Raw genomic sequence first — 13,872 nt, 5'->3', positions numbered from 1 at the left:
CTCTTTTAATTGTGTAAACGTTGATCATCAATATCAACGTCTTTAGGTGGTATAAAATTAAATAGACTGGATTCTTCTGGACTTAAATTTCTTTGCTTACTTAAAGAAAAATCACTGATATTCCCTTGAGTGTCATGAATAGAAAATTTAGATATTTGCTTCCCATCAAAACAAGCTGAAACTTGAGTTACATTTCCTTCCGCAACCTTAGGCGTGATTTCAAAACAATTATCTTTTTTTACCACTGTATATTTTGACCAAGTTCTAGTGTCGCGATGAATCAGTAATGTCATTGGTGATGACGCTATAGCTTGGTCTAAGCTAAAAATTGTAACTTCTTCAGCAAATGGGTTATACACCCAAACAGTATCTTTGTTCGCTACGATTAAAGATTCGTCAGGGTCAACCAGATTCCAATATAATTTACTCGGGTTAGAAAGCGCAAACACTCCACTACCATTTTGAATGACTTTACCGTTAATGTCTGTGACTCGCTGTGTAAATTGGGCATGAAGCGAATCGATACTAGTAAGTTTCTGCCGTAATAAATCAGCATCAGAAGCCAAACTTGCGGCTGAAAAAAGGGACAAACTGACTAAAACCGTATAGCTTAATTTCTTTTTCATTACGTTTCGGTACCTAATAATCATTCTTTGGAGGTGGTGGAGCAAGTACTTCTCGATTACCGTTATGGCCTGGTGAACTAACGACACCTTGCGCTTCCATAGACTCAATAATGCGTGCAGCCCTATTGTATCCAATTTTAAATTTACGTTGCACACTTGAGATGGAGCCTCTTCGTGTTTCTGTAACAAAAGCTACCGCTTCATCATAAAGCGCATCTAATTCATCTTCAGATTCAGATGATTCACCCGGTAATAGAACTTCAGAGCCTTCGCTTGAGCCATTTAATATTTCATCAACGTATTCAGGTTCACCACGCTCTTTCCAATCAGCTACTACTTTGTGGACTTCATGATCATCTATAAATGCGCCATGAACACGCATTGGTACTGATGTTCCTGGTGGAAGATAAAGCATGTCTCCCATACCAAGTAAGGTTTCAGCACCTTGTTGATCAATAATGGTCCTTGAATCTACACGTGAAGAAACTTGGAAAGCCATACGTGTCGGTACGTTGGCTTTAATTAAACCTGTAATAACATCTACAGATGGACGCTGTGTTGCCAGAATTAAGTGAATACCAGCCGCGCGTGCTTTTTGAGCAATACGAGCAATTAGTTCCTCTACCTTTTTACCAACAATCATTATCATGTCAGCAAATTCATCGACAACCACAACAATAGATGGAAGTTTATCTAAAGCTGGAGCAGAATCATCCATACTGTCATTTGGCTTCCACAAAGGATCATAAATTTCTTCGCCCTTTGCTTTTGCTGCACTGATTTTGGCGTTATAACCTTTGAGGTTACGGACACCTAATGCTGACATGAGTTTGTAGCGACGCTCCATTTCCCCAACACACCAGCGTAATGCATTGGCCGCTTCCTTCATGTCAATGACAACATCACAAAGTAAATGTGGAATACCTTCATAAACGGAAAGCTCTAACATTTTAGGGTCGATCATAATGAATCGAACGTCTTCAGGCCCAGACTTGTAGAGGAGACTGGTGATCATTACGTTTACACCAACCGATTTACCAGAACCAGTTGTACCTGCTACAAGTAAATGAGGCATTTTGCCAAGGTCGACGACTACGGGATCACCAGATATATCTTGCCCTAACACCATTGATAATTGTGATTTGCTGTCTTCAAACGCTTCACAATCCAACACATCTCGCATAAAGACGGTTTCACGATATTTATTGGGAAGCTCAAGGCCAACATAAGGCTTGCCAGGGATAACCTCGACTACACGTACACTTTCAGATAATAAAGAGCGCGCTAAATCTTTTGAAAGGTTAGATATTTTTGAAGCCTTAATACCTGGGGCGAGTTCAAGTTCAAAGCGAGTAATAACAGGACCTGGTGACACCTCAACAACCTTTGCAGAGATGTTAAAATCGGCTAGTTTTGCTTCCACTAATTTTGCGACTTGGTCTAACTCTTCCTGACTAATCGGGTTCACTTTGCGATTAGGGACATCAAGTAATGAAATGCTTGGCAGTGGTGGCAAGTCTTTTTTAGCGACTTTGTTTTCTTTACCAGGGATAACTACAATGCCATCAACCACTTTCGCTTTTTGATCTTTCGGCTCTTGTGGATTAGATTCAAAAATAATGTCCTGTGGTGGATGATCATCTTGAACGACATCATTGTTCAAAACAGGTTCAACTTTTTGTGATGCAGGCTCTGATGATGAACCAAATTCAGGCTCTGTTTTTTCCTCTGCTTGAGGTTTTTTATCTCGCAATTGTTTAACTTTTGAGACGATTGCACTGAAGCTTGTTGTTTCATTATCTTCTGGTTCTTCTTCATCATCCTTTTTATTAAAGCGCTGCGGTATCGAATATAGAGCCTTAAAGAAAACGATTGTATATTGACCAATATATTCGATTAAGGTGACAACGCTGACGCCTGTCAAAAGAGTAAAACCAGCAATCAAGAAACATAATAATAAAAGTGTGGTACCAATATGGTTAAAATATTCAACCATAATGTGGCCAATGATATTGCCTGTTAAACCACCCGCGGAAAATTGGTATATATCATTAGCATTGAGACTTGCTAAGGTTGCTAGGCTTAATATCATCATGAAAAAGCCAATCAGTCGTAAACCTACCGTAAAATAATCAATTTCTGTTAATTTGTAAGCGCGCTTAAAAAGAAGCCAACCCAATGAAGCGATGATGACAGGAATTAAAAATGCGACATAACCAAAGAAATAAAGAAGTACATCAGCAACTAAAGCGCCGACTGAGCCTGCTAAATTAGTTATTTTTCCCTGAAAACTTGATTGACTCCAACCTGCATCCATAGGATTAAAACTAGCCAGAGCAATAAGTATAAAAGTTGCCACCATACAAAATATGACTAGCGCACCTTCAAAAAGCCTTTGAACACCATTTAATTTGGTTACTTTTTTTCCCTGTGACAAATTAACAAGCCTTACTATCTAAAAATAAAAAGAAGAGAAGATTATACCCTCAGAGAATACTAGCATTTAAGAATAAAAAAAGGGAGCCACAGCTCCCTTATCTAACAAAATTGTTAACTTTCAGCAAAATGATTAATGGATATTTTGTTAGTTTGCTTCACCTCTTCCATAACTACATAAGTACGGGTGTCAGAGACTGAAGGTAATTTGAGTAAAGTTTCACCTAAAAGTTTACGATAGGCTGACATGTCTGCAACTCTCGTTTTTAAAAGATAATCGAAGTCACCGGAAACTAAATGACATTCTTGAATATCATCTAAAAGCTGAACTGCTCGATTAAAGTTTTCAAATACTTCTGGGTTATCTTTTTTTAGTGTGATTTCCGCAAAAACAAGAAGAGTGGCACCTAAAAAATGAGGGTTTACAAGCGCTGTGTAGCCATTGATATAACCTTGCTTTTCTAAGCGCTTCACACGCTCTAAACAAGGTGTAGGACTTAAACCAACCCGCTTTGAGAGTTCTACATTTGAAATTCGACCGTCTACTTGAAGTTCATTAAGTATGTTTTTATCGATACGATCCAAGTCTTTTATAGGACTCTTTTTATTATATGACATTTTATCAACCACAAAATCTAGAAATTAAAGTGTTTTATGCTATGTACAGCCAAAGTTTAGCAACATAAACTGCAACAGGAATAATATACTAAATAACACTGAGATATACATCTTTTGTATGATAAATAAATAAAAAAACACCGTTTTAAAAACGGCAAAGCAAGTTGAGGCTTTAAAATGATTATTGGTGTACCAAAAGAAATTAAAAATCACGAATATCGTGTAGGTATGGTTCCGTCAAGCGTACGTGAGCTGACTCAAAAGGGTCACAAGGTCTACGTAGAGACACATGCTGGTGAAGGTATTGGTTTTTCAAATGAAGACTACATCAATGCAGGTGCGGAAGTTCTAGACACTGCTGCTGAAGTCTTCGCACAAGCAGAAATGATCGTAAAAGTTAAGGAGCCTCAAGCCGTTGAACGTGCAATGCTTCGCCATGATCAAATCTTATTCACATATTTACACTTAGCGCCAGATCTTCCACAAACACAGGAATTAGTTGAAAGCGGTGCTGTATGTATTGCTTACGAAACGGTAACGGATGATCGAGGCGGCTTACCTCTTTTAGCGCCTATGTCAGAAGTGGCTGGACGTATGTCTATCCAAGCTGGCGCCATGGCTCTTGAGAAGTCTAAAGGTGGTCGTGGAATGCTATTAGGTGGTGTTCCAGGTGTAGAGCCTGCAAAAGTTGTCATCATTGGTGGCGGCATGGTTGGTAGTAACGCAGCACAAATGGCTATCGGAATGGGGGCAGACGTTACTATTCTAGATCGTAACATCGATACTCTTCGTCGCTTAAACGTACAGTTCGGCTCTAGCGTTAAAGCGGTATACTCTACTGCAGACTCAATTGAGCGTCATGTATTAGAAGCTGATTTAGTGATTGGTGGTGTACTTATCCCAGGTGCAGCGGCTCCTAAATTAATCACACGTGATCACATCAGCCGTATGAAGAAAGGTTCTGCTATCGTAGATGTTGCCATTGACCAAGGTGGCTGTGCCGAAACAGCAAAAGCAACAACTCACCAAGAACCAACTTATATGGTAGATGGTGTTGTACATTATTGTGTAGCAAATATGCCAGGTGCGGTTGCTCGTACTTCAACCTTTGCTTTAAATAACGCTACCTTGCCTTACATTATCACGCTAGCTGATAAAGGTTATAAAGCTGCATTACAAGCTGATAAGCATTTATTAAATGGATTAAATGTTATGCACGGTAAAGTAACGATTGAAGAAGTTGCTGAAGCTCATGGCATGGAATACGTTTCAGCTGAATCTCTTATCTAATTCAGTTTTTCTTCACATCAAGGGAGCAAATTTGCTCCCTTTTTTATAAAATCGATTTAAGTAATCGAAATATTTATCTTTAATTTCAACTACGATTTACCTACAATCCAAGCCGTTCGAATAATTTTGGAGAATCAAATGACTGAAGCTCGTCATTGTAAGTTATTGATCTTAGGATCAGGACCTGCTGGTTATACTGCTGCTGTTTATGCTGCACGTGCCAATTTACAACCAGTAATGATCACTGGCATGCAACAAGGTGGTCAGCTAACTACTACGACTGAAGTTGAAAACTGGCCTGGTGATGCGGATGATCTGACTGGCCCAGCTCTTATGGACCGTATGCAAAAGCATGCTGAGAAATTTAATACTGAGATCATATTCGATCATATTAATGAAACTAACTTATCTCAGCGCCCTTTCCGTTTAAAAGGCGACTCAGGTGAATATACATGTGACGCACTAATTATCGCCACTGGTGCATCGGCAATGTATTTAGGTCTTGAATCAGAGCAAGCCTTTATGGGTAAAGGTGTCTCTGCCTGTGCAACTTGTGATGGTTTCTTTTATCGCAATCAAAAAGTTGCAGTAATTGGTGGTGGCAACACTGCTGTTGAAGAAGCATTGTATCTAAGCAATATTGCTTCAGAAGTACATTTAGTTCACCGTCGTGATACTTTCCGCTCTGAAAAAATATTGACCGACCGACTAATGAAAAAAGTTGAAGAAGGAAACATTATTCTTCACCTTGATCAAACCATGAGTGAAGTCGTTGGTGATGATATGGGTGTTACTGGGCTTAAACTAAAAAGTACTAAAGATGAAAGCATCACTGATTTAGAAGTTGCTGGTGTCTTTGTTGCTATTGGCCACAAACCAAACACTCAAATCTTTGAGGGCCAGTTAGAAATGAACAATGGCTACATCAAAGTTGAATCTGGGCTACAAGGTAACGCGACTCAAACATCTGTTGAAGGTGTGTTTGCTTGTGGTGACGTTATGGATCAGCACTATCGCCAAGCGATTACTTCTGCAGGTGCAGGTTGTATGTCAGCACTTGATGCTGAGCGCTTTCTTGATGCTCAAGAATAAGTGACACATATTGAATTTAGATGCCAGCCATAGAGCTGGCATTCTTTATGGCAACATTTCCAAAAATGTTAAAGCAGTTTGATGGTTACGAGTTTTGCTGATGGGAGGAATCGAGTTGATAAATGAATGACCATAAGCCTTATTAATAATTCTATCATCTAGCAAAGTGATTAAACCTTTATCGGTTTCATGTCTTAATAATCGCCCTACTCCCTGCTTAAACCTCAGTACCGCTTTAGGTAACAAAATATTTGCAAATCCATCAATGCTATTTATTTCTGCTACTTTAAGTTTCGCTTCAATGAGTGGCTCTTCAGGAGAGGAGAAAGGTAATTTATCAATGATAATATTACTCAATAACCGACCTTTAATATCAACTCCTTCCCAAAAAGTGAAGCTGCCAATGAGAACAGCATTACCTAAGATTCGATATTTTTGAATGAGCGCTTCTCTACCAGTTTGCCCTTGAACCAAAAGAGGATAATTAATTTTTCCTGCTAGCAGATTAGAAATGCGTTGAATGGATTCAGTGCTGGAGCACAATATAAATGTTCTACCCTCATTTTTATTTATCAAATCAATACAGACACGAATATCGTCAAAATTGGTATATTGAGGAACATATAGCATGGCTTGCTTTTGATATGAAAACGGTGTGGAAATTATGGATTCAGTTCCACCCTGTAATCCAAGCATTTTCTTAATGTAACTGAGACTGCCATCAATTTGCATAGTGGCTGAAGTAAAAATGCAAGAAACCGAAGAATTAATTACTGGCGCGATTTGAAAAGACGGGTTTAACAACACCTCTTTAAATCTGATTCGGTGGCCTTGTGCTTGTGACTCAATGACAGCATATGACCCTACCTGGCGTTGCTGGGAGAGCTGTTCAAGTTTATTGAGCATATCTTGAGCTTGCTCTTGATAAAAGACTGCATCAACTAAGCGGCCTTCTAATAGCACCATTAGACGCTTGATTTCTTTAATCGAAGAAAGCCACTGCCACCAAATGTCTGCTGATTGTCTATTACTAAGTAAGTGATCAAAGTTAATGTTTTTCCGCTCAGAGCTTTTTATATATAGTCTGAATCGCTCACTTGCTTTTAGACATACCTGATAACTCGCTTCCAGTTCGGGTAAATCTCCCGCTTCGGCCTTATAAGCATCAAAAAATTTTTTTATTCTTGTAATTACCTCATGGAAAGAAATGCTTGTTCCACAAACCTCTGTGACAACATCAGGGAACGAATGCGCCTCATCAATAATAAGTACGGATTCGGGTTTTAAAATTTTTTGTTCTTCAGCTGCAAAGTCTTGGATTTCATCTGCTAAAAGGTGGTGATTTAAGACGACAAGATCAGCCTGTTTAGCTTTTGAAATGGCTTTTTTAAAAAAGCATTCACTAAAGAACTGACAAGCTTTCCCTATACAAGAACTATGATCGGTTCTTACCGATGATACAGAGTCGGCTTTCTCTGAAACGGTATTTAGCTTGTTTAAATCACCGTCTTTAGTGACCGTTTGCCATTGATTAAGCCTTAATATTTCTGATAGAAAAATTTGATCATGTGACACAGCTTGGTTGAGTTGTTCGCTCAACTTGAGCTTGCATAGGTAGTTTGAAACACCTTTGAGAATAGCGACTTTTAAATGGGGATTGATCAACTGCTTAATAACGGGAAGATCTTTATCAAAAAGTTGTTGCTGTAGGTTCTTAGTCGCAGTACTAATAATGACTTTTTTTTTCGACAAAATTACAGGAACTAAATAACCAAAGCTTTTACCTATTCCTGTTCCTGCTTCAATAATCGTATTGTCACCAGTACTAATGGCTTGAGCCACCAGCTCTGCCATTTGAATTTGCCCTTGTCTTACTCGATATCCACGAATGGACTGAGCCAAATGGCCATTGGCTTCGAAATATTGCCGACAAAGTAGATGGTACTGTTTTTTCAAGCAACTAATTCTTATTTTCTGTTATTTCAATCAGTGTACCACATTCGCTAACGCCAAATATTCGGTAAACGATAACCATACTGCCAAATTTTATAAAACGCTGGGATCAACAATACTGAATAAGTGATAAGGATTAGCCCGCCTCTATCTAAGAGCCCATTTTGTACTAATAGATAACCACCAAATGCGACCCCAAGGGTTAACGCAATTAACACAAGCCAGCTAGTAAAACGCCATACGTATTGATTAAGTACAGATTTATGGTTACTACAGGCATAAATACCATAGCCAACCCAAACAGTCACAATAATAGGCAAGAAGTTACTAATAAAACCACCTGAATCAATATGTAGCCGCTCTATAGTTCTAATTGCTATCGTGGTTATTAATAACAATATGTAAACTTGCCACAGTCTTTTGTTTCTCACATCGATCATAATTAACCTCTGTTTTATATGACTAAATCCATAGCGATATAATATCGAAATTATTATTCGTAGGGCTGCGTTTATTTTGTGTTTAAACTGCGTTGTCAAATGTTTATGTAGAATAACTACAGCGCACATTTTCCGCCTTGTTTAACCACAAAATTAACAGCAGCAAATCAAAAATCTAATTGGGAACGCCCCCTCGTGATGTAGAACTCAGATTATTTAATATGTGTACCTTCTGATCCTTGCCACTTTATCATCTTCTATTTCCAATACTTCCATTACAGTCTTAGCATAAGAAATAGCTTGCTTATTTTGAGGGTGTATTCCACTAGCTTTGTTATGAAATTTTACAATGATAAAGCCATCACCAACATTGGTCTCGATCAATTTAGCCTCATAAAATGTGTGTGAGCCTAGGTAATACGTCATTCCCTTGCGAAATCTATCAATCGCACCCGGCTTTCTCGTATCGTCAGGTTGATATGGTATGTGCTGATTACCAGTATCCTCTTTTAGAAAAGACAAATAATGTTCTATATCTTTCTGCGTTGCATTAGGCATTTGAGTGTTGATAAGCGCTTGGTAATAGTCATTTGCGAACTTCTGACCATCAAACTCTTTGCCACTCACATTAAAAGTAAACAGCAGCCCTAAAATAATTAACGATATCCCTTTCATGTTTTATCCTATTCATTGTTTTGTTGCTTTTATTGAAAAGACTAGTGGTACATTATTATCTTTATGTGAAATAACGTACTTACCTTTGGCAATTTCTTCCATTCCATCAAAACAGTTATAAGGGCTATATGGAAATTCATTAATTTCCTCAATAATTAACCCTTCATTAATCAACGCATTGATTACATTTGAAATTGCGTGAGGCCAAAGAACCACTTTTGATGTTTGATCTCCCGCATTTTCAGAGTAAGTTACTTCTTCCTCAATATCAGGTTGTGCTTTATCAAAGTAGGAATAGCCTGAAATTAGATCGTAACAAGGGTGAAATTCAGCCATATAAAAGGTGCCACCTGCTTGTAAGCTGTTTGCAATAACTTTTGCCCATTGCTTTAAACAAGGTAACCAACAAATAGCGCCATATGATGTAAATACAATATCGAACTTATCTTGGTTAATTTCATTAAAGCCATAAACGTCACTGCAAACAAAGTTCGCTTTTAGATTAGTTTTTTCCGCAAGGTCTCTTGCTTGTGAAATAGCAGCGTCGGATAAATCAACACCTGTTACTTTAGCACCGCGACGTGCCCAACTTAATGTATCTAATCCAAAGTGGCATTGAAGATGTAATAAGGTTTTATCTTTAACATCAGGTAAAGCCGAAAGCTCAATTTCATTAAGGCTAGTTTTTCCGTTGATAAAACCATCGACGTTATAAAATTCTGATTTGACGTGAATTTGAGTACGTTTATTCCACGTTTCACGATTGATAGTAAGGTAGTCCATGTAGCTAAGTCATTGTTATTATTTAGCTACATGAAATCACATTTAAAGCTAACGGTCTACTGTAAAATAGATTGGTTACATGCAGTGACCATCATTTAAAAGTACTTTTTTCCAAAACTTGTTACCTTGCTTACCTGTGTTGATAGATAAGTTAACTTTAGAATACTGTTCTGCATGCTTATAAATATAACTTGGGTGATAGTCTGGTTTTCCAATTACTGTCATCAACTTACAAAGCTGATCCTTCTTTTTTTTATCACGCAGCAATGCTTCTGATGTCTGTTGAAACGTACTATACACATGAAGAGGTATATCTTTAACCGCTTTCAAGCGTAACTTGTTAAATGCGGTATTTTCTGGTTCTCCATCTACTCTTAGCGCATCGTAATTGCCATATAAATTGGCTGCAAAGTTAAGCTTGGCCGCTTTCCAAAAATCACGCTTTTTCAAGCAATCCCTTAATGAATGAAACAATACATTCGGACTGTGTTGATTCGATACTTGAGATATGTCCATACACACAATTGGGCGATCATTAAATATTGGGGGTTCACCTGCGTACGAATTAGTGCTGTAAAAAATACTACCTAATAACCCTAATGCCAAAGTTACACTCTTCATTTCATCACTCCTTGATATTTCCCTTAAAAATAGTTGCTTATCCGATAGCTGTAAAATTGTCTGCTATAACTATAAGTATGGGAAATTTACGCTTGCGCTATCAAACATTAGAATTTGCTGTAACTGACCTTCATATTTGCTCTCTTCGAGATAGCAACCAATACTCCGATCCTGATGGTAGAGCAGAAGCGGCTGGCATATCACCCGCTCTATGGCCCCTATTCGGTGTGTTATGGCCATCTGGAATCATTCTTGCCGAATATGTTCAAGATTTTGATTTTAAACATAAACGAATATTAGAAGTAGGTTGCGGAATCGGTGTGAGCAGCCTTTTGTTAAATAAACTCAATGCCAACATTACAGCGAGTGATTACCACCCTGCAGCCCAAAGTTTCATAGAACGTAATAACAAACTCAATCATCATAGCCCGATACAATTTGAGCGGATAAACTGGGAGAGTGACAATGATAATTTAGGTCGATTTGATCTGATCATTGGCAGCGACCTACTATACGAAGATCATCAAGTAAAAACATTAAGTCAGTTTTTGCTAAAGCATACAAAACCAAAAGGGGAAATGATTCTTGTTGATCCTGGCCGAGGAAGAAAGTCACGGCTCTGCAAACAAATTGAACAAGCAGGATTTGAGTGTGCGATTGTACAACCTAAGCAATCACAATTGTCTGATTTTAAAGGCCACATTATGTATTTCAATCGCTTATAAAGATATCTTGTAATACTTTCATCAATTAAAGCGATTGCCATAATTTATTTTAACTGATTTACCTTAGATTCTATCTAATTAATACTCATAATAAGTTTTTCGATAAGGAGTTTAGTAATGAACAAGATGTCAGTAAAAGAACACATGCAGGCGCAATTTCCAATTATTCACCCAGAAACAGAGATAAGCCTTGCTATTGAGCTTCTAAATTCATTTAACTTGATAGGAGCACCAGTTGTAGATAGCAATAAAAAGCTGGTGGCTTACCTATCTGAACATGAACTATTAAAACCAATGCTACACGCTAGCTATCACTGCGACTCAGGCATGACTGTCGCCGATTTAATGCGAGGAGAGCCTCTGTCTGTTAGTGAAGACACATCAGTGATAACACTGGCTGAGCAAATGCTTGGAGATAAACCTAAAAACTACCCTGTCGTTGATGAAAGTGGTCGCGTTACAGGGATTATTACGCGAACGAGAATTCTGTGTGCACTAGCAGTCGTCTACAACAATTGCAAAGCGGTTTGATTTTACTCAATTAGAAAAATGCGCTTTTCTAGCCAAGCTTTATCACACATACTAATGGTTAAAAATTCAGAGATATTTGACGGCGATGCACTACGACAATGAACAGCAACTTCAACTGACACCCATTCAAAAAATCCTAATGGTTGTCGATATGATTCCAGAGGGAAAAGTAACCACCTACGGTCAAGTTGCTGATCTCGCAGGTTTACCTAAACGAGCTCGTTTAGTATCAAAAGCGTTAAAATCTTCGCCGCCCTCGCGCAATACTCCTTGGCATAGAGTTATTAACAGCCAAGGTAAAATTTCGTTACCAAAAGATTCTCACGGATATCGAACCCAAATTGAATTACTACGTTGTGAAAATATTGAAGTGAACCAAGGTAAAGTACGATTGTCAGATTATAAGTGGCAACCCTGTATTGCTACGTTGGTTATGGACTTACCTTTTTAAGGATCGATATGTTGAAAATTAGTGTTGTTCTGTGTGGAGCCGTTTCACTCTTACTTTCAAATTTTGCATTTTCTGAAAATGCAATTACGCCATTGACTCCCCAAACTGTTGAGTATCAGGTTAAGTATGGTGATGTAGATTTAGGAAAGGCACGATTTCAATTGGAAAAATCTGCTCAACAATACCAGTACATATTCGATAGTGCATTGTCATTATTAGTGCTCACCGATGTTAGACACGCCACTAGTGAGTTTAATGTCCAAGGTGACAAAATTCACCCAACTCGTTTCTTCCATAATCGCAAGGGTTTTGGACCAGACTTCCAAGAACAAATTGTATTCCTCCCAGAGCAAAAAAGTATTGTTAGTCGATATAAGGACAAAAAGAAGAAATTTGAATATACAAATGATATTTGGGATGTTTTGTCAGTCCAAATGCAGTTGAGGCTGGATCTAGCAAAGAAAAAACAAACCCTAAAATATGATGTCGTGCGAAGCAATAAAGAAGATGACATAGAACTAGCCGCCCTTGGCAGTGAAAAAATCACGATTGGCAATAAAACATTTGATGCCATCAAGCTAGAAGTCGTTCGTGATGCTAAAAAGCGTAAAAAACGACAAACGTACGTATGGCTTGCACCAAAGTATGGCTTCCTTCCAATAAAGGTTCAGCACGTGAAAAAAGGCAGCAATCAATTTCAGCTATTTTTAAAATCTGCTGAATATTTAGGAGAAAGCCCTATTGTTACCTTCCCGAGCCCTGCTAAACCTAAAAGTTAAATCCGTTGTTCACCTAACTCGAATAAACGCCATTCACCCTCTTTTAATATGGTCCACTCCTCATTGGTTGTTAATGGCCTAGTGGCGATCACAGTAACCACATCATTAGGTGTGGTTTCTTTATCAAAATCCACCGTCATATCGGTATCTTTCAACATGGCTTTTCCAAAAGGCGCGCGTCTAGTGATATAACTTAAATGATTACTACAGTAAGCCATCAAGAACTTTCCATCTGTTAGGATCATATTAAATACACCAAACTTTCTAAGTTCATCGGCAAGTTCGGCAATATATTGAAACACTGGGAGTAAATCTGCAGGCTCTGTCTCTCCAAAACGCTGTAATACTTTTTCGATGATCCAACAAAAGGCTAACTCACTGTCAGTCTCTCCGACAGGCAAGAAACGTTTAGGCTCTAACTTTGTCTCGTAGCCAGATAATTGTCCATTATGGGCATATGTCCAGTTTTTGCCCCATAACACACGATTAAAAGGGTGAGTGTTCTCAAGTGACACTTCTCCTCTATTTGCCTGTCGAATATGGCTGATCACAGAAACACTTTTAATAGGGTATGATTTTATTAGCCCAGCAATATGAGACTGACAACTAGGCTTTATGTCTTTAAAAATCCGGTTACCTTTACCCTCATAAAAAGCAATCCCCCAACCATCCACGTGAGGGCCAGTCACCCCACCACGTTCAACCAAACCAGTAAAACTAAATACAATGTCTGTTGGCACGTTGGCGCTCATAGCCAGTAATTCACACATATTCTTCTCAACAACAATACTTAAATTCTAGAAAGCAAATAGCTCTATCGAATAGAAATACTAACAATTATTTGACCATGAG

Annotated in this window: 15 protein-coding genes; 6 read left to right on the top strand and 9 right to left on the bottom strand. The window is 38.3% G+C overall.

The features are described 5' to 3' along the window. Positions 1-5 precede the first annotated feature (5 nt). The 3 genes from lolA to lrp form a co-directional block, all read right to left on the bottom strand. Positions 6-626 (bottom strand): outer membrane lipoprotein periplasmic chaperone LolA, encoded by a 621-nt coding sequence (gene lolA / locus AC1EU0_RS06075; RefSeq protein WP_480301209.1) that lies wholly within the window; start codon positions 624-626, stop codon positions 6-8. A 13-nt stretch (positions 627-639) separates the two neighbouring features. Next, positions 640-3,063, bottom strand: coding sequence for a DNA translocase FtsK (locus tag AC1EU0_RS06070; protein WP_480301208.1), 2,424 nt, complete (start codon positions 3,061-3,063; stop codon positions 640-642). A 113-nt stretch (positions 3,064-3,176) separates the two neighbouring features. Next, a complete protein-coding gene (gene lrp, locus AC1EU0_RS06065; protein ID WP_480301206.1) occupies positions 3,177-3,680 on the bottom strand; it encodes a leucine-responsive transcriptional regulator Lrp in 504 nt (167 codons plus the stop codon). Positions 3,681-3,857: 177 nt separating this feature from the next. Here lrp and ald point away from each other — a divergent pair, with 177 nt between their 5' ends. Together ald and trxB are read left to right on the top strand one after the other, a co-directional pair. Further along, complete coding sequence (ald, locus tag AC1EU0_RS06060) at positions 3,858-4,970, top strand: alanine dehydrogenase (RefSeq protein WP_480301205.1); 1,113 nt, start codon at positions 3,858-3,860, stop codon at positions 4,968-4,970. A gap of 138 nt (positions 4,971-5,108) precedes the next feature. Continuing rightward, a complete protein-coding gene (gene trxB / locus AC1EU0_RS06055; RefSeq protein WP_480301204.1) occupies positions 5,109-6,062 on the top strand; it encodes a thioredoxin-disulfide reductase in 954 nt (317 codons plus the stop codon). Positions 6,063-6,107: 45 nt separating this feature from the next. Here the strand turns inward: trxB and AC1EU0_RS06050 are convergent, their stop codons facing one another. From AC1EU0_RS06050 to AC1EU0_RS06030, 5 genes are all read right to left on the bottom strand, one after another. Further along, a complete protein-coding gene (locus tag AC1EU0_RS06050; RefSeq protein ID WP_480301203.1) occupies positions 6,108-8,018 on the bottom strand; it encodes an ATP-dependent DNA helicase in 1,911 nt (636 codons plus the stop codon). A gap of 47 nt (positions 8,019-8,065) precedes the next feature. Further along, positions 8,066-8,455, bottom strand: a complete 390-nt coding sequence (locus tag AC1EU0_RS06045) for a hypothetical protein (RefSeq protein ID WP_480301201.1) — start codon at positions 8,453-8,455, stop codon at positions 8,066-8,068. Positions 8,456-8,671: 216 nt separating this feature from the next. Then, positions 8,672-9,130 (bottom strand): nuclear transport factor 2-like protein, encoded by a 459-nt coding sequence (locus AC1EU0_RS06040; protein WP_480301200.1) that lies wholly within the window; start codon positions 9,128-9,130, stop codon positions 8,672-8,674. Between the two features lie 12 nt (positions 9,131-9,142). Continuing rightward, positions 9,143-9,913, bottom strand: coding sequence for a class I SAM-dependent methyltransferase (locus AC1EU0_RS06035; protein WP_480301198.1), 771 nt, complete (start codon positions 9,911-9,913; stop codon positions 9,143-9,145). A gap of 75 nt (positions 9,914-9,988) precedes the next feature. Next, the gene (locus AC1EU0_RS06030; RefSeq protein ID WP_480301196.1) at positions 9,989-10,534 is read right to left on the bottom strand and encodes a hypothetical protein; all 546 of its coding nucleotides are present in this window, start codon (positions 10,532-10,534) and stop codon (positions 9,989-9,991) included. A 77-nt stretch (positions 10,535-10,611) separates the two neighbouring features. On the opposite strand from AC1EU0_RS06030, the gene AC1EU0_RS06025 reads away from it, so the two are divergent. From AC1EU0_RS06025 to AC1EU0_RS06010, 4 genes are all read left to right on the top strand, one after another. Next, positions 10,612-11,259 (top strand): class I SAM-dependent methyltransferase, encoded by a 648-nt coding sequence (locus AC1EU0_RS06025; RefSeq protein WP_480301194.1) that lies wholly within the window; start codon positions 10,612-10,614, stop codon positions 11,257-11,259. A 117-nt stretch (positions 11,260-11,376) separates the two neighbouring features. Next, complete coding sequence (locus tag AC1EU0_RS06020) at positions 11,377-11,790, top strand: CBS domain-containing protein (protein ID WP_480301193.1); 414 nt, start codon at positions 11,377-11,379, stop codon at positions 11,788-11,790. A gap of 85 nt (positions 11,791-11,875) precedes the next feature. Next, on the top strand, positions 11,876-12,241 hold the full coding sequence (locus tag AC1EU0_RS06015; RefSeq protein WP_480301561.1) for an MGMT family protein: 366 nt from the start codon (positions 11,876-11,878) through the stop codon (positions 12,239-12,241). A gap of 8 nt (positions 12,242-12,249) precedes the next feature. Beyond that, entirely contained in the window at positions 12,250-13,020 is a 771-nt protein-coding gene (locus AC1EU0_RS06010) for a DUF3108 domain-containing protein (RefSeq protein WP_480301191.1), read from the top strand. On the opposite strand, the gene AC1EU0_RS06005 is transcribed toward AC1EU0_RS06010, so the two are convergent. Continuing rightward, a complete protein-coding gene (locus AC1EU0_RS06005; protein WP_480301189.1) occupies positions 13,017-13,790 on the bottom strand; it encodes a class II glutamine amidotransferase in 774 nt (257 codons plus the stop codon). The two genes, AC1EU0_RS06010 and AC1EU0_RS06005, sit on opposite strands and share 4 nt — an antisense overlap. Positions 13,791-13,872: the final 82 nt, after the last annotated feature.

Source organism: Parashewanella sp. 2210YD4-3 (assembly GCF_056591735.1).
The sequence above is the reverse complement of the archived record's forward strand: the minus strand, read 5'-3'. Positions and strand labels throughout refer to the sequence as shown.